This window comes from Micromonospora halophytica (assembly GCF_900090245.1).
Lineage (GTDB): Bacteria > Actinomycetota > Actinomycetes > Mycobacteriales > Micromonosporaceae > Micromonospora > Micromonospora halophytica.
Map to the genome: position 1 here is coordinate 1 of NZ_FMDN01000001.1, position 15,997 is coordinate 15,997.

The window sequence follows — 15,997 nt, forward strand, 5'->3', positions numbered from 1 at the left end:
TGGCAGCGGGGGCGCGCTGCTGCGGTCGTACAGAGAATGTAACCACCGGCGGCCCGCCACCATTCCGCCACCACGGTGCCGCCGGTCACGGGACGGCCGCACAGGTCGGGCATGAATCAGACCCCCGGCACCACCACGCCAGCCAGCTGAACCGGACACACGACGCAGACATCTCACCGCGCCCACGAGTTCGGGTGCAGTTGTCGTCGCCAGGGCAGCAACAAACGCACCACACCCGTCACACGTCCGCCTGATGACCCGAGGCCGGCACCCCGGCCCGCGTACCCGAAACCGGCGAAACGGACGCCGCGCACACGGGCGGCGGCCGACCACGACGCGGTGTGGCCCGACCGTGACCGGCGCAGGGATCAAGCCTGACCGCCCGGAGCCGGGCACGGTCGGGCCACACCGCCCCAAGACGCAGCCGGCACCCCGGCCGCAGCCGGCACCCCCGACCAGAGCCGCGCCACACCGCCCGAACCACACCAGAGGTGGAAGACAAGCCCGGGGGCCACCCCCACCATCCCCGCGCTGCGATCATCACTCCGTGCACGTCAAGCATCCCCGCATCCCGCTCGCCGCCGGCGCGACCGCGCTCGTCGCCGTCGTCGCCCTGCTCCTCGCCCCGACCCCCCTGCGCAGCCAGCTGGAAGCGACCGTCCTCGACCCGCCGGCCACCGCCCCGACCGTCGCCCCACCGCCCGCCGCCACCACGCCGAGCAGCACCGCTGCGGGGGTGGACCCGGCGGGTAGGGGGGCGGACCGGACGCGCGACGACGCACGCCTGCCGGGCACGACGGAGCCGGGCACCCTCCCGCCGGTCGTCGACCACGGGCCGCGCACGGGCGGGAAGGTGGCGCTCACCTTCGACGCGGACATGACCGACGCGATGCGCCGCCAGTTGCGTGGCCCGAACCCGCCGTCGTACGCCAACCTGGCCATCGTGGAGCTGCTCGAACGGCAGCGGGTGCCGGCGACCTTCTTCCTCACCGGCAAGTGGGTACGGGAGTATCCGGAACTGACCCGGCGACTCGCCGCCAACCCCCGGTTCGAGCTGGCCAACCACACCTACGGGCACGACGCGTTCACGTCGGACTGCTACCACCTGGCGCCGCTGCCCCGGCGCGAGATGACCGCCGACGTGGCGCGCACCTTCGACGTGATCGCCCCGTACGGCGGGCGGCAGACCCGGTACTTCCGCTTTCCGGGGCTCTGCCACGACCGGGCGGCGCTGGCCGAACTGGCACCGCTCGGGCTGACCGTGGTGGACGGTGACGTGGTCAGCGGCGACCCCTTCGCCCGGTACTGGCAGCCGATCGTGCGCGCGGTCCTGAGCCAGGTCCGGCCCGGCTCGGTGATCATCCTGCATGTGACCGAGGCGAACGCGCCGATGACCGACGAGGCGCTGCCGCACATCCTGGCCGGGCTGGCCGAGCGAGGGCTGGAGCCGGCCCCGCTCTCCGAGGTGCTGGGCGAACCCACCCGGGTTGCGCCGCGATCCTAGCCTGCGGTCATGACGTACGAGCCGACCACGGCGCCGAAGAGCAACCGCCGCACGCTGCGGATCGTCCTGATCGTCGTCGGCATCGTGCTGGCGCTCTGCTGCGTCGGCGGCGCGGTCGGCGGCTTCTTCGTCTACGGAGCGGTGAAGGAGACGGTCGGGCCGGTCAGCGAGGCGACGACCACCTACCTGGACGCCGTCCGGACAGGCAACCACCAGCAGGCGTACGACCAGCTCTGCCGGCAGAGGCGGGAGCAGACATCGCTGGCGGAGTTCACCCGGCAGCAGGAGGCCCAGCCGCGGGTGATCGGCTACGAGGTCGGCGGCGTGAACGTCAACAACACCAACGGCCGGGTCCGGGGCAGTGCGACGGTACGGCTGACCACCGAGTCCGGCAGTACGAGCACCCAGGTGTTCACCCTGGTCAAGGAGGACGGCGCCTGGCGCGTCTGCGGGTGACGCCGGGCGGAATCGGCCCGACAAACTCTCCCAAATGCCTACTATCGGAGCAGAGCCGATAGGGAGGGTCGTCATGACCGCAGCGATGGAGATGCCCCGCGTCCAGGAATGCGCTGTCGCGTCCTGCGCCTACAACCACACCAACGACTGCCACGCGTTCGCCATCACGATCGGCAGCAGCGACCACGCGCACTGCCACACGTTCATCGAGATGCCGGTGCGTGGCGGGATCGGGCAGGCGATCGCCCAGGTCGGCGCCTGCCAGCGGGCCGACTGCCGGCACAACGCGGAACTGGAGTGCCACGCGCCGGCGATCAGCGTCGGCCCGTCGATGGACATGGCCGACTGCATGACGTACCAGAGCCGCTGAGGGTCGCATCGGGCAGAGGGCCCGCCGGCCCCGGGGACGCGGGGCCGGCGGGTCGCTCAGCCGGCCAGTCCGTTGGCCTCCCGGATCACGGTGACCAACTCGTCGATGATCCCGGTCAACGCGAAGTCCTTCGGGGTGAAGACCCGGGCCACCCCGGCGGCCCGCAGCGCGTCGGCGTCCCCGGCCGGGATGATGCCGCCGACCACCACCGGCAGGTCGCCCCGCCCGGCGGCGCGCAGCCCGTCCAGCACCGCCGGCACGGCGGCAAGGTGCGAGCCGGAAAGCACCGAGAGGCCGACCAGGTCCACGTCCTCCTCGACGGCGGCGGCCACGATCTGCCCGGCGGTCAGCCGGATGCCCTGGTAGACCACCTCGAAGCCGGCGTCGCGGGCGCGTACCGCGATCTGCTCGGCTCCGTTGGAGTGCCCGTCCAGGCCTGGCTTGCCGACCAGCAGCCGCAGCCGGCCGCTGCCCAGCTCCCGGGCGGTGGCGGCGACCCGCTCCCGGACCGCGCCCAGGGTGGCGTCGCCACCGACCCCGGCCGCACCGGCCAGCCCGGTCGGTGCCCGGTACTCGCCGAAGACCTGGCGCAGCGCGCCGGCCCACTCGCCGGTGGTCACCCCGGCCCGCACGCACTCCAGCGTCGCCGGCATCAGGTTCGTCGTGGTCGCGGCGTCCGCGCGGAGCCGGGCCAGCGCGGCGTCCACCGCCGCCGCGTCCCGACCGGCCCGCCACTCGCGTACGGAGGCGGTCGCGGCCGCCTCGACGGCGGGGTCGACCTGTTCGACGGCCTCGGCGCCGGCCGCGGTCAGCGGCGACGGCTCGGTCTCGGTGAACCGGTTGACGCCGACCACCACGTCGGTGCCCGCCTCGATCCGGCGACGCCGGTCGGCGAGCGAGGCGACCAGCGCGCTCTTGAGGTAGCCGGTCTCCACGGCGGCGACCACGCCACCCATCTCCAGCACCTTCTCCAGCTCGATCCGCGCCCCGGTGACGATCCCGTCGACCAGCGTGGTCATCACCTTCGAACCCTCGAAGAGGTCCGGATACTCCAGCAGGTCCGACTCGTACGCGAGCACCTGCTGCATCCGCAGCGACCACTGCTGGTCCCACGGGCGGGGCAGACCGAGCGCCTCGTTCCAGGCGGGGAGCTGCACGGCGCGGGCCCGGGCGTCCCGGGAGAAGGTGACGCCGAGCATCTCCAGCACGATGCGCTGGATGTTGTTCTCCGGCTGGGCCTCGGTCAGGCCGAGCGAGTTGACCTGGACGCCATAGCGGAACCGGCGCTGCTTCGGGTTCTCGACCCCGTAGCGCTCGCGGGTGATCTCGTCCCAGAGCGCGCCGAAGGCACGCATCTTGGCGATCTCCTCGACGAAACGCACCCCGGCGTTGACGAAGAACGAGATCCGCGCGACGACGTCGCCCATCCGCTCGGCGGGCACCTGGCCGGAGTCGCGCACGGCGTCGAGCACGGCGACCGCGGTGGCCAGGGCGAAGCCGACCTCCTGCACCGGCGTCGCGCCGGCCTCCTGAAGGTGGTAGGAGCAGATGTTGACCGGGTTCCACTTCGGCATCTCGCCCAGGGTGTACGCGATGACGTCGGCGGTGAGCCGCAGCGACGCCGCCGGCGGGAAGATGTACGTCCCCCGGGACAGGTACTCCTTGATGATGTCGTTCTGGGTGGTGCCCGCGCAGCGGGACAGCTCGGCGCCCTGTTCGGCGGCGACCGTGCCGTAGAGCCCGAGCAGCCACATCGCCGGCGCGTTGATGGTCATGGAGGTGTTCATCTCGGCGAGCGGGATGCCGTCGAAGAGGGCCCGCATGTCGCCGAGGTGCGCCACCGGCACGCCGACCCGGCCGACCTCGCCGGAGGCGAGCTCGTGGTCCGGGTCGTACCCGGTCTGGGTGGGCAGGTCGAAGGCGACCGAGAGCCCGGTCTGTCCCTTGGCCAGGTTGCGGCGGAAGAGCGCGTTGGTGGCCGCGGCCGAGGAGTGGCCGGCGTAGGTGCGCATCACCCAGGGGCGGTCGCGTTCGGGCAGCCGGCCGGGGAGAGCCTTCTCATCCATGGCCGGAGTTTAAGTTACCGTTCAGTAAAATGGGCTGTGGAAAACCACACAGGTCCATGGCGCGGGTCACCGGGTACGCGAGGCGCGACATGGCCGACACCACCACACCCCCGGCAGCCGGTCGGACCCGACGGGTCGCACACTTGACGTCATGGATGACCAGCTCGCGATCTCCGTACGGGGACTGCGCAAGGCGTACGGCGACAACGTCGCGGTGGCGGGAGTGGATCTCGACGTCCACCGGGGCGAGGTGTTCGCCCTGCTCGGCCCGAACGGCGCGGGAAAGACCACGACGGTGGAGATCCTGGAGGGCTACCGGCAGCGCGACGCCGGCGAGGTGCGGGTGCTCGGCAGCGACCCGGCCGACCCGGACGCCCACCACCGCTCCCGGGTCGGCATCGTGCTCCAGGGCACCGGCGAGTTCGACGAACTGACCGTCGCCGAGGTGGTCCGGCACTTCTCCGGCTTCTACGCCGACGCCGACGACCCGGACAAGGTCATCGAGCGGGTCGGGCTGGCCGGCAAGGCGACCGCCCGTACCCACACCCTCTCCGGCGGGCAGAAGCGCCGGCTCGACGTGGCGCTGGGCATCATCGGCCGCCCCGAGCTGCTCTTCCTCGACGAGCCGACCACCGGCTTCGACCCGGAGGCCCGGCGCGAGTTCTGGGAGCTGATCCGCGACCTGGCCGCCGCCGGCACCACCATCGTGCTCACCACGCACTACCTGGACGAGGCGGAGGCCCTCGCCGACCGGGTCGGGGTGATCGCCGCCGGCCGGCTGGTCGAGGTGGCCCCGCCGGACCGGCTCGGCAACCGGCAGGAGGCGCTGGCGACGGTCTCCTGGCGTACCCCGGACGGAACGCCGGAGACCGCGCAGAGCGCGACGCCGACGGCGCTGGTGGCGGAGCTGGCGGCGCGCTTCGGCGGTGAGGTCCCCGGGCTCACGGTGACCCGGCCGACCCTGGAAGACGTCTACCTGGAGATGATCGGACACTGATGACCACCACCACGAAGCCCTCGGCCCCGGTCGCCGCCGGCCACGCCCGACGGCTGGGCGGAGGCGCCCTCGCCCTGCGGCAGGGCCGGCTGGAGATCACCCAGTTCCTGCGCAGCCGGGAGTCCGTCGTCTTCACGATGGGCTTCCCGGTCATCATGATCCTGATCTTCGCGGCGATCTTCAACGACGAGATCGCCCCCGGGGTCAGCTACACCCAGTACTTCATCACCGGCATGATCGCGACCGGCCTGATGACGGTGAGCTTCCAGAACCTCGGCATCTGGATCCCGATCGAGCGGGACCGGGGAGTGCTCAAGCGTTACCGGGGCACCCCGATGCCGAAGTGGGTCTGGTTCGCCGGCAAGGTGCTCATGGTGGTGGCGATCGGTGTCGCCGAGACCGCGCTGCTGCTCGCCGTCTCGGTGGCCCTGTTCGACCTCGACCTGCCCGGCACCGCCGGCAGGTGGCTCACCTTCGGCTGGGTCTCCGTGCTCGGCGTGACCGCCTGCACCCTCTGCGGCATCGCCATCTCGTCGCTGGCCCGCACCGCCCGCAGCGGCTCCGCCGTGGTGACGCCGGTGGCGCTGGTGCTCCAGTTCATCTCCGGCGTGTTCTTCGTCTTCACCAGCCTGCCGAGCTGGATGCAGCAGGTCGCGGCGCTGTTCCCGCTGAAGTGGATGTGCCAGGGGCTGCGGGCGGTCTTCCTGCCCGAGAGTTTCGGCGCCCGGGAGCCGGGCGGCTCGTTCGAGCTGGGCCGGGTCGCCCTGGTACTCGCCCTGTGGTGCGTGATCGGCCTGGTGCTCTGCATGACCACCTTCCGGTGGACCACCAAGCGCGACGGCTGAGCCGACGCACGGGAACGGGGCCGGACGCTGTCGCGCCCGGCCCCGTTCCGCATCACTTTGATCCACTCCGGTGCGGCGATGTCGCGGCATCACCGGCACTCCGGCACCACCATTTCGCCGACACGGAGTCGATCACACTCAGTACTGGTAGAAGCCCTTGCCGGTCTTGCGGCCCAGGTCGCCGGCGGTGGCCATGCGCTGGAGCAGCTCCGGCGGGAAGAACTTGCCGTCGGCGGTGTCGGTCCAGATGTTGCGAGTGGCGTTGAGCAGCACGTCCACGCCGGTCAGGTCGACCGTGGCCAGCGGGCCCATGGCGTGGCCGAAACCGAGCCTGCACGCGGTGTCCAGGTCCTCGGCGGAGACCACGCCGGACTCGACCAGCGCGACCGCCTCCATGGCGAGGGCGCAGATCAGCCGGGTGGTGACGAAGCCGGCGATGTCCCGGTTGACCACCACGACGGTCTTGCCGATCCCCTCGGCGAACGCCTTCGCCGTCGCGATCGTCTCGTCGCTGGTCTTGTAGCCGCGCACCAGCTCGCAGAGCTTCATCATCGGCACCGGCGAGAAGAAGTGGGTGCCGACGACCGCCTCCGGGCGCTCGGTGACCGTGGCGATCTGGGTGACCGGGATCGCCGAGGTGTTGGTGGCGAGCACCGCGTCGGACTTGCAGATCTTGTCCAGCGCGCGGAACACCTCGTGCTTGATCTCGATCTTCTCAAAGACCGCCTCGACGACGATGTCCGCGTCGGCCGCCGCCTCCAGGTCGGTGGTGGTGCTGATCCGCCCCAGCGTGGCGTCGACCTCGGACGGGTCGATCTTCCCCTTCTCGGCGAACTTCTCCAGCGACTTCCGGATGCCGTCGACGCCCCGCCGGGTGGCCGCGTCGTCCAGGTCCCGCAGCGTCACCTGCCAGCCCGCCTGCGCCGCCACCTGGGCGATACCCGAACCCATCAGCCCGGCACCGACGACCGCGAGTCGACCCGCCATCTGCTTCTCCCTCGCTGCGATTGAGTGTCTGACTGCACCCTAATGGGCGAGCCTGAACGAGGGCTAAGGCACCGGCGGCACCGTGCGGGGCCCGGTCCGGGGCGGTGGGCCGGGCAGCTCAGATGGTCAGGTCCGGGGCCTGCGGGACGGTACCCCGTTCGACCTCCACGCCGAGCGCCCGCAGGTCGGCCGCGAAGTCCGGGTAGCCCCGATCGACGTGGTGCACGTGGGACACCTCGGTGACTCCGTCCGCGCAGAGCCCGGCGATGATCAGCCCCGCGCCGGCCCGGATGTCGGTGGCCCGCACCGGCGCACCGGAGAGGCGATCGCGCCCCCGGACCACCGCGTGGTGGCCGTCGGTCTTGATGTCCGCGCCGAGGCGCATCATCTCGTTGGCGAACATGAACCGGCCGTCGAAGATGTTCTCGGTGATCAGCGACGCGCCGTCGCTCACCGAGGCCAGCCCGATCGCCATCGGCAGCAGGTCGGTGGCGAAGCCCGGGTACGGCAGGGTCACCACGTCCACGGCCGCGGGACGGTCGTCGGCGCGTATCCGGAAGGCGTCGCCCCGGGTCTCCACCAGCGCGCCGGCCGAGACCAGCTTGTCCAGCGCCACCTCCAGGAACACCGGGTCGATGCCGGTGACCGTGACGTCCCCCCGGGTCATCGCCGCGCCGAACGCCCACGTCCCGGCGACGATCCGGTCCCCCACCGTGGCGTGCCGCACCGGGTGCAGCTCGGGCACCCCGACGATGCGCAGCATCGAACTGCCGGCGCCGGAGATCCGCGCGCCCATCTGGTTGAGCATGGTGCAGATGTCGACGATCTCCGGCTCCCGGGCGGCGTTGTCGATGACCGTCACGCCCCGGGCCAGCACCGCCGCCATCACCAGGTTCTCGGTGGCCCCGACGCTCGGGAAGTCCAGCACGATCTCCGCGCCGTGCAGCCCCTGCGGGGCGGCGGCGATGACGAAGCCGTGCTCGCCGGAGATGTCCGCGCCCATCCGGGCCAGCCCGGCGATGTGCATGTCCAGGCCCCGGGAGCCGATCGCGTCGCCGCCGGGGTGGGCAACCCGGACGTAGCCCCGGCGGGCCAGCAGCGGGCCGAGCACGCAGATCGACGCGCGCAGCCGCCGGACCAGGTCGTAGTCGGCCTCGGTGCCCGGCCGCTCCGGCACGTCGATGACGACCGAACGGGACCGGGCCGTGCCGCCGCCCGCCACCATCGGGTCGACCGGGTCGTCCGCCTCGAACCGCACCTCGCAGCCGAGGCGGCGCAGCACCTCGCCCATGATCGCGATGTCGGTGATCCGGGGGACGTTGGTGATCACGGTACGCCCCGGGGCCAGCAGCGCCGCCGCCATCAGCTTCAACGCCGAGTTCTTCGCGCCCACCACGTGCACCGTGCCGGCCAGCCGGGCGTCGCCGGCCACCCGGATGACGTCGACGTCGTTGACCGCCGGGTCACCGGCGTCGCCCGGCCCCACCCCGGCGGGCCACCCGGCGGCCGGATCCGGCCGCGCGGGGATCGTCAGTTCCGGTATCCGTAGGCTGTGCGTCATGGCCGTCCACCTCACGCGCATCTACACCAAGGCCGGCGACGCCGGCATGACCAGGCTGAGCAACAACGAGCAGGTGCCGAAGACCGATCCGCGCATCGCCGCGTACGCGGATGTCGACGAGTGCAACGCCGCGATCGGCGTGGCGCTCGCGCTGGGACAGCTCGACGACGAGCTGCGGGTGGTGCTGAGCTCGATCCAGAACGACATGTTCGACGTGGGCGCCGACCTGGCCAACCCCGTCGAGCCCGAACCGAAGTACCCGCCGCTGCGGGTCACCGAGGAGTACGTCGAGCGTCTTGAGGGCTGGTGCGACGAGTACAACGCGCGCCTTGGCAAGCTCGACTCCTTCATCCTCCCCGGCGGCACCGCTGGCGCGGCGCTGCTGCACGTGGCACGGACGATCGCCCGGCGCGCCGAGCGGGCGGCCTGGGCACTGGTCGCTCACGATCCGGATCGCACCAGCTCCCTTCCGGCAAAGTATCTCAACCGCCTCTCCGATCTGCTGTTCATCCTGTCAAGAACGGCAAATCCGGGCGGAGATGTGCTATGGGTGCCGGGCGGCAAGCGCTGAGCGTCGGCGCGCTGCACCACGTCGAGCTCCGGGTACCCGATCTCGACACCGCCACCACGAGCTGGGGCTGGCTCCTCGGCGAGCTGGGCTGGACCCGGCTCTTCCCCGACCGCCACCCGCACGCCGGCGGCCCCGGCACCTACGCCGGCCACCCCACCGACAACCAGGGCTACGAGGTAGGGCTCCCCCGAGGCGTAACGGCACGAGGGTCGAGAGGCGCCTGGACGACCTGGCGGGCGGCGTGAAGAGTTTCGGGGAGCCCACTCGCGGAGGGATCATGCCTGACCGGCCCGCAGCGAGAGGGCTCCCCGGAAACCCCGACGGTGAGCAGGAGGCGGCTCAGGCAGCCGGCCAGTCCTGGGGGGCCAGACGCGGCGAGGCCGCCCCGGGCGGGGCGGCCTCGAGCCAGGAGAGGAACCCGGTGACCGTGGAGCGCGCCATGGCGATCTCGACGGGCGCGTGCTGACTGGTACAGCGGAGGATCACCCAGTCGGCGGGCATGGAGAGGCGTTCCTGCCCCTCGGGCAGCCGGCGCCGCTCCACGATCAACTCCTTGCGGGAGAGCACCCGCTTGGGCCGGATCGCGAAGCTGAACAGCCGGTACCACCGGAGCTCGTCGCCGACGAAGCGGCCGAAGCCGGGAGACCAGCCGCGACCGTCGAGGACCGTGGTGACCCGTACGCCGAGCCGGATGATGCCCCCGCTACGGGTGACCACCGCCCGACGGACGAAAAGGATCAGGATTGCGGCGAGAACGACCGCGATGCCGATTCCGATCCCTTCCACGATCTCCATCGGCGGGTCGGCTCAGCGGGCCGGGGTGGCCGGGGTGGCGCTCTCGGCGAGGACGGTGACACCCTCACCGGTCACCGACAGGAAGCCGCCGGCGATGTCGTAGGCGACCTGCTCCCCGCCGGCCTGCTTGATGCGGACCTGGCTGGGCTCCGCGAGCTGGCCGAGCAGGGGCGCGTGCCCCGGCAGCACACCGAGCTCACCCTCGGTCGTCCGGGCGACGACCATCTCGGCCTCGCCGGACCAGACCTTCTCCTCGACGGCTACGAGGTCGACGTGAAGCTGCTGTGCCACGCTGTCTCCTTGCTGCGGCGACGGATTGTCGAAAGTCTAGTCCCGCCGCCGCGGGCGACCCAACGCGGGTGGCGAGACCTGCGCCACCCGCGGCGGCGACACGCGGGCGCGGGTGGGCGTGACGGTCACTTGTTCCGGTTACGGAACTCCGGGTGCTCCAGCAGGAAGGCGTCGAGCTGCTCGTTCTTCAGAGCGGTGAAGAAGTCCTCGGCGGCGGGCAGCAGCCGCTCCCCCCGGTACGCCGAACCGGTGCCGATCCCCTCCCCCGGCAGCTTGATCAGCTCGACGTTCTCCGCCCGGACGCCCTTGAGGGCGATGGCGAAGTCGACGACGCTGTTGCCCCGGCCGTTGAAGGTCAGCGACTGGCCGGCGGCCCGGACCACCCGGTCCAGCTTGATCGGGTTGGTCACCACGTCGGCGCTGAACGCCTGCTTGACCATCGCCTTGACGAACTGCTGCTGGTGGCGCTGGCGACCGTAGTCGCCGTCCGGGACGCCGTTCTTCGGGTAGCGCTGCCGGACGTAGTCCAGCGCCTGCCAACCGCTCAGGTGCTGGGTGCCCTTCTTGTACTCCGCCTGCGGCCCGATGTAGCCCTCGCCGTACGGGTTGCCCTTGCGGTGCTTCCCGTCCGGCTGGCGGTGCTCGGACTTCACGTCCCGCTCGATGTACATGTCGACGCCGCCCATCGCGTCGACGATCTTCTGGAAGCCGGTGAAATTGATGATCGCGCCGGCGTCGAAGCGCTCGATTCCGGTCACCTTCTGCACCGTCCTGGCGAGCAGCTCGAAGCCCTGCGCGGCGCTCGGGTTCTGCCCCTGCACGATGCTGCCGTGCGACATCGCCCCGTTGAGCTTGCCGCTGCCGCCCTGGTACCCCGCCTTGTCGAACTTCGGGATATCCACGTAGAGATCACGCGGCATGGAGAAGAGGTACGCCCGGTCCATCGACTCCGGCACATTCAGCACCATGATCGAGTCGGCCAGCGGTGGAGTCTCCGGCTTGCGCGGGTCGACCCCGACCAGCAGGATGTTCAGTGGGCCCTTGACGTCGCTCTTGCGCTCCTGCGCCCCGGCCGCCTGGTCACCGAAGAGATCGGCCTTGCCGACCGCGCCCTCGTACCGGGCCAGCAACGCCTCGGAGCCGACCAGCACGGCACCGCTGAGCAGCATGAGCACGGCCCCGAAGAGGGTGCACACGCGGGCCCACCGCGGCACGCCCACCCACACGGACGGCCTGCCGCCGCCCTTGCCGGCCTTACCCACGGGCATCTCCATTCGTCGTCACGCCCACGACTTGAGAAGACGGGCGGACGGGGCCGAAACGTTGCACGGGATCGACGTCCGTTCGGGGACGCCGTGCTCGAAACGGTACCGCGCCGAAGTGGGAATCGCTTACCCGGGAACCGGACGCCGGACGCGAACAGCGACGGAACGGCCAAGGGCCACCCCGGCGCTGCCGGGGTGGCCCTTGCGGGTGTGGTGGAGGTCTCAGCCCTCCGCCATCAGCTCCTTCGCCTTCTTCTCCAGGTCGTCCAGACCACCGCACATGAAGAACGCCTGCTCGGGGAAGTGGTCGTACTCGCCCTCGCTGATCTTCCGGAACGCCTCGATGGTCTCCTTGATCGGAACCGTGGAGCCCGGCACACCGGTGAACTGCTCGGCGGCGTAGGTGTTCTGCGACAGGAAGCGCTCGATCCGCCGGGCCCGGCCGACGGTGAGCTTGTCCTCCTCGGAGAGCTCCTCGATACCCAGGATGGCGATGATGTCCTGCAGGTCCTTGTACTTCTGCAGGATCCGCTTCACCTCGGTGGCGACCGCGAAGTGCTCGGCGCCGACGAACTCCGGGGCGAGGATCCGGGACGAGGACGCCAGCGGGTCCACGGCCGGGTAGATGCCCTTGTCGGAGATCGACCGCTCCAGGTTGGTGGTCGCGTCCAGGTGGGCGAACGTGGTGGCCGGCGCCGGGTCGGTGTAGTCGTCGGCGGGCACGTAGATCGCCTGCATCGAGGTGATGGCCTGACCCCGGACGGAGGTGATCCGCTCCTGGAGCTCGCCCATCTCGTCGGCCAGGGTCGGCTGGTAACCCACGGCGCTCGGCATCCGGCCGAGCAGGGTGGAGACCTCGGAACCGGCCTGCGTGAAGCGGAAGATGTTGTCGATGAAGAGCAGCACCTCCTGCTTCTTCACGTCGCGGAAGTACTCCGCCATGGTCAGCGCGGAGAGGGCGACCCGCAGCCGGGTGCCCGGCGGCTCGTCCATCTGGCCGTAGACCAGCGCGGTCTTGTCGATGACGCCGGACTCGGTCATCTCGGCGATGAGGTCGTTGCCCTCACGGGTCCGCTCACCCACACCGGCGAAGACCGAGGTACCACCGAAGTTCCGGGCCACCCGGGTGATCATCTCCTGGATGAGCACCGTCTTGCCCACGCCCGCGCCGCCGAACAGGCCGATCTTGCCGCCCTTGACGTACGGGGCGAGCAGGTCGATGACCTTGATGCCGGTCTCCAGCATCTCGGTCTTCGGCTCCAGGTCCGCGAAGGCCGGGGCCTTGCGGTGGATCTGCCAGTGGTCGTCCGGGTTGAGCGTCTCGCCCTCGGTGAGGTTGAGGCACTCGCCGATCGCGTTGAACACGTGGCCCTTGACCGCGTCGCCCACCGGCACCTTGATCGGCGAGCCGGTGTCGCGCACCTCGGTGCCACGGACCAGGCCGTCGGTCGGCTGCATCGAGATGGCGCGGACCATGTTGTCACCCAGGTGCTGGGCGACCTCCAGGGTCAGCGTCTTCTCGCCGCCGGACAGCGTCACGTCGACGTGCAGGGCGTTGAACAGGGCCGGCATGGCGTCGCGCGGGAACTCGGCGTCGACGACCGGGCCGATGACCCGGACCACGCGACCCGTGGCCGTCTTGGTCTCGGCTGGTCCCCCAGCCGCAGTCGATACAGTCATCACACTTCACTTCCCGACGCGGCCAGCGCGTTCGCGCCGCCGACGATCTCGCTGATCTCCTGGGTGATCCCGGCCTGGCGGGCCGAGTTCATCTCACGCGTGTACTTCTCGATCATCTCTTCGGCGTTGTCGGTGGCGCTCTTCATCGCCCGTCTCCGGGCCGCCGACTCGCTCGCCGCCGACTCCAACAACGCCGCGTAGATCCGCGTGTTGATGTACCTCGGCAGCAGCGCGTCGAGCAGCGCCTCCGCCTCCGGCTCGAACTCGTACGCCGGCAGCACGCCCTCGGACCGCGGACGGTCCTCGACCTGCATCGGGCCGATGATCCTCGTGACCGGGTTCTGGGTCATCAGGGACTTGAACTCGGTGTAGACGATGTGCAGCTCGTCGATGCCGAGCACCCCGTCCGCCCCGGCGCTGCCGTCCTCGTCGTCCGCGCCGGCGGTGAACGCCTTGATCAGCGTCTCGCCCACCTCGCGCGCGGCCTCGAAGGTCGGCTGCTCCGAGAAGCCCGTCCAGTTCGCCGCCATCTCCCGGTCACGGAACCGGTAGAACGAGACGCCCTTACGCCCGATCACGTAGAGCACCGGCTCCTTGCCGTCGGCCTTGAGCCGGGCGATCAGCGACTCGGCCGTCCTGATCGCGTTGGAGCTGTAACCGCCGGCCAGACCCCGGTCGGAGGTGACCAGCAGGACTCCCGCCCGCCGCACCCGCTCGCGCGGGGTGAGCAGCGGGTGGTCGATCCGGGCGTTCGAGGCCAGCGCCGTGAGCACGCCGGTGATGGCCTGGGCGTACGGCAGTGACGCCTCCACCCGGGCCTGGGCCTTGGCGATGCGGCTCGTCGCCACGAGCTCCATCGCCTTGGTGATCTTCTTCATCCCCTTCGCCGAGCGGATCCGTTGACGAAGAACGCGTACCTGGGCCGCCATGAGTCAGCCCTACTGCTTCTCGGTGTCGGCCGCGTACCGAAACACCGTCTCGCGGCTCTCCTCGCCCTCCAGCGGCTTGGCCGGCGGCTCGTTGATCCGCCGCTCGTCCTCCTTGCCCAGGAAGAGCTGCTTGAAGTCGGCGATGGCCGAGTCGAGCGAGCCGATGATGTCGTCGCCCCACTTGTTGTCGGCGATGGCCGCCAGGACGCCCTCGTGCTTGTGGCGCAGGTACTGGAGGAACTCCGACTCGAAGCGGCGCACCTCGCCGACCGGGATGTCGTCCAGCTTGCCCTCGACGCCGGCCCAGACGGAGACGACCTGCTCCTGCACCGGGTACGGCGAGTAGTTCGGCTGCTTGAGCAGCTCGACCAGGCGGGAGCCGCGCTCCAGCTGGGCCCGGGAGGCCCGGTCCAGGTCGGAGGCGAAGGCGGCGAACGCCTCCAGCTCGCGGTACTGGGCCAGGTTCAGCCGCAGCGAGCCGGCGACCTTCCTCATCGGCTTCACCTGCGCGGCGCCACCGACCCGGGAGACCGAGGTGCCGACGTTGATGGCCGGCCGGACGCCCTGGTTGAACAGATCGGTCTCCAGGAAGATCTGGCCGTCGATGATGGAGATGACGTTGGTCGGGATGAAGGCCGAGATGTCGTTGGCCTTCGTCTCGATGATCGGCAGACCGGTCATCGAGCCGCCGCCCATCTCGTCGGAGAGCTTGGCGCAGCGCTCCAGCAGGCGGGAGTGCAGGTAGAAGACGTCACCCGGGTACGCCTCGCGGCCCGGCGGGCGACGCAGCAGAAGGGACACGGCGCGGTACGCCTCGGCCTGCTTGCTCAGGTCGTCGAAGACGATCAGGACGTGCTTGCCGCCGTACATCCAGTGCTGCCCGATGGACGAGCCGGTGTACGGGGCGAGGTACTTGAAGCCGGCCGGGTCGGAGGCCGGGGAGGCGACGATGGTGGTGTACTCCATCGCGCCCGCCTCCTCCAGGACGCCCTTGATCGAGGCGATCGTGGAGGCCTTCTGGCCGATGGCGACGTAGATGCAGCGGACCTGCTTCTTCGGGTCGCCGGAGCGCCAGTTGTCCCGCTGGTTGAGGATGGTGTCCAGGGCGACCGTGGTCTTGCCGGTCTTCCGGTCACCGATGATCAGCTGACGCTGGCCACGGCCGATCGGGGTCATGGCGTCGACGGCCTTGATACCGGTCTGCAGCGGCTCGTCGACCGACTGCCGGGCCATCACGTTCGGGGCCTGGAGCTCCAGCTCGCGGAAACCCTCGTTGGCGATGTCGCCGAGCCCGTCGATCGGCTGGCCGAGCGCGTTGACCACGCGGCCGAGGAAGGCGTCGCCGACCGGCACGGAGAGCACCCGGCCGGTGCGCTTGACGCGCTGCCCCTCCTCCAGCTTGGCGGAGTCACCGAGAACGACGACACCGATCTCCCGGACGTCGAGGTTCAACGCCACGCCGAGCGTGCCGTCCTCGAACTCCAGGAGCTCGTTGGTCATGGTCGAGGGCAGGCCCTCGACGTGGGCGATGCCGTCGCCGGTGTCGGCGACGGTGCCGACCTCCTCGCGGGAGACGTCGGACGAGTAAGAGGAGACGTAGCGCTCCAGGGCGCCGCGGATCTCCTCCGTCGAGATGGTCAGCTCGGCCATCCTCTGCTTCCTTAAGTATCAGGGGCCCGG

Annotated in this window: 16 protein-coding genes; 7 read left to right on the top strand and 9 right to left on the bottom strand. The window is 70.7% G+C overall.

What is annotated here, in order from left to right; translation table 11 throughout:
• The first annotated feature begins 547 nt into the window (after positions 1-547).
• The 3 genes from GA0070560_RS00005 (at position 548) to GA0070560_RS00015 (ending at position 2,330) form a co-directional block, all read left to right on the top strand.
• On the top strand, positions 548-1,504 hold the full coding sequence (locus tag GA0070560_RS00005; RefSeq protein WP_245675294.1) for a polysaccharide deacetylase family protein: 957 nt from the start codon (positions 548-550) through the stop codon (positions 1,502-1,504).
• A 9-nt stretch (positions 1,505-1,513) separates the two neighbouring features.
• Positions 1,514-1,960, top strand: a complete 447-nt coding sequence (locus GA0070560_RS00010; RefSeq protein ID WP_091289709.1) for an Rv0361 family membrane protein — start codon at positions 1,514-1,516, stop codon at positions 1,958-1,960.
• 73 nt (positions 1,961-2,033) lie between these two features.
• The gene (locus GA0070560_RS00015) at positions 2,034-2,330 is read left to right on the top strand and encodes a DUF1540 domain-containing protein (RefSeq protein ID WP_091289711.1); all 297 of its coding nucleotides are present in this window, start codon (positions 2,034-2,036) and stop codon (positions 2,328-2,330) included.
• 56 nt (positions 2,331-2,386) lie between these two features.
• On the opposite strand, the gene GA0070560_RS00020 is transcribed toward GA0070560_RS00015, so the two are convergent.
• On the bottom strand, positions 2,387-4,396 hold the full coding sequence (locus GA0070560_RS00020; RefSeq protein WP_091289713.1) for a protein meaA: 2,010 nt from the start codon (positions 4,394-4,396) through the stop codon (positions 2,387-2,389).
• Between the two features lie 151 nt (positions 4,397-4,547).
• On the opposite strand from GA0070560_RS00020, the gene GA0070560_RS00025 reads away from it, so the two are divergent.
• Positions 4,548-5,393, top strand: coding sequence for an ABC transporter ATP-binding protein (locus GA0070560_RS00025; RefSeq protein ID WP_091289716.1), 846 nt, complete (start codon positions 4,548-4,550; stop codon positions 5,391-5,393).
• Positions 5,393-6,238 (top strand): ABC transporter permease, encoded by an 846-nt coding sequence (locus GA0070560_RS00030; RefSeq protein ID WP_091289718.1) that lies wholly within the window; start codon positions 5,393-5,395, stop codon positions 6,236-6,238. Before GA0070560_RS00025 ends, GA0070560_RS00030 begins: the two co-directional genes overlap by 1 nt.
• A gap of 138 nt (positions 6,239-6,376) precedes the next feature.
• Here the strand turns inward: GA0070560_RS00030 and GA0070560_RS00035 are convergent, their stop codons facing one another.
• Positions 6,377-7,225, bottom strand: coding sequence for a 3-hydroxyacyl-CoA dehydrogenase family protein (locus GA0070560_RS00035; RefSeq protein WP_091289721.1), 849 nt, complete (start codon positions 7,223-7,225; stop codon positions 6,377-6,379).
• A 118-nt stretch (positions 7,226-7,343) separates the two neighbouring features.
• The gene (gene murA, locus GA0070560_RS00040; RefSeq protein ID WP_091289724.1) at positions 7,344-8,786 is read right to left on the bottom strand and encodes a UDP-N-acetylglucosamine 1-carboxyvinyltransferase; all 1,443 of its coding nucleotides are present in this window, start codon (positions 8,784-8,786) and stop codon (positions 7,344-7,346) included.
• Here murA and GA0070560_RS00045 point away from each other — a divergent pair.
• A complete protein-coding gene (locus GA0070560_RS00045) occupies positions 8,785-9,357 on the top strand; it encodes a cob(I)yrinic acid a,c-diamide adenosyltransferase (protein ID WP_091289727.1) in 573 nt (190 codons plus the stop codon). The two genes, murA and GA0070560_RS00045, sit on opposite strands and share 2 nt — an antisense overlap.
• Positions 9,333-9,602: a VOC family protein gene (locus tag GA0070560_RS00050; RefSeq protein WP_091289729.1), complete on the top strand. Its 270-nt coding sequence runs from the start codon at positions 9,333-9,335 to the stop codon at positions 9,600-9,602. Before GA0070560_RS00045 ends, GA0070560_RS00050 begins: the two co-directional genes overlap by 25 nt.
• Positions 9,603-9,696: 94 nt before the next feature.
• Here the strand turns inward: GA0070560_RS00050 and GA0070560_RS00055 are convergent, their stop codons facing one another.
• The 6 genes from GA0070560_RS00055 to atpA form a co-directional block, all read right to left on the bottom strand.
• On the bottom strand, positions 9,697-10,152 hold the full coding sequence (locus tag GA0070560_RS00055) for a DUF2550 domain-containing protein (RefSeq protein ID WP_091289732.1): 456 nt from the start codon (positions 10,150-10,152) through the stop codon (positions 9,697-9,699).
• Between the two features lie 12 nt (positions 10,153-10,164).
• Complete coding sequence (locus GA0070560_RS00060) at positions 10,165-10,443, bottom strand: F0F1 ATP synthase subunit epsilon (protein ID WP_091289734.1); 279 nt, start codon at positions 10,441-10,443, stop codon at positions 10,165-10,167.
• A gap of 125 nt (positions 10,444-10,568) precedes the next feature.
• The gene (locus tag GA0070560_RS00065) at positions 10,569-11,711 is read right to left on the bottom strand and encodes an LCP family protein (protein WP_091290779.1); all 1,143 of its coding nucleotides are present in this window, start codon (positions 11,709-11,711) and stop codon (positions 10,569-10,571) included.
• 219 nt (positions 11,712-11,930) lie between these two features.
• Positions 11,931-13,388, bottom strand: a complete 1,458-nt coding sequence (gene atpD, locus GA0070560_RS00070; protein WP_091289736.1) for a F0F1 ATP synthase subunit beta — start codon at positions 13,386-13,388, stop codon at positions 11,931-11,933.
• Entirely contained in the window at positions 13,388-14,317 is a 930-nt protein-coding gene (locus GA0070560_RS00075; protein WP_091289738.1) for a F0F1 ATP synthase subunit gamma, read from the bottom strand. Before GA0070560_RS00075 ends, atpD begins: the two co-directional genes overlap by 1 nt.
• 9 nt (positions 14,318-14,326) lie before the next feature.
• A complete protein-coding gene (atpA, locus tag GA0070560_RS00080; protein WP_091289740.1) occupies positions 14,327-15,967 on the bottom strand; it encodes a F0F1 ATP synthase subunit alpha in 1,641 nt (546 codons plus the stop codon).
• Between the last annotated feature and the right edge of the window lie 30 nt (positions 15,968-15,997).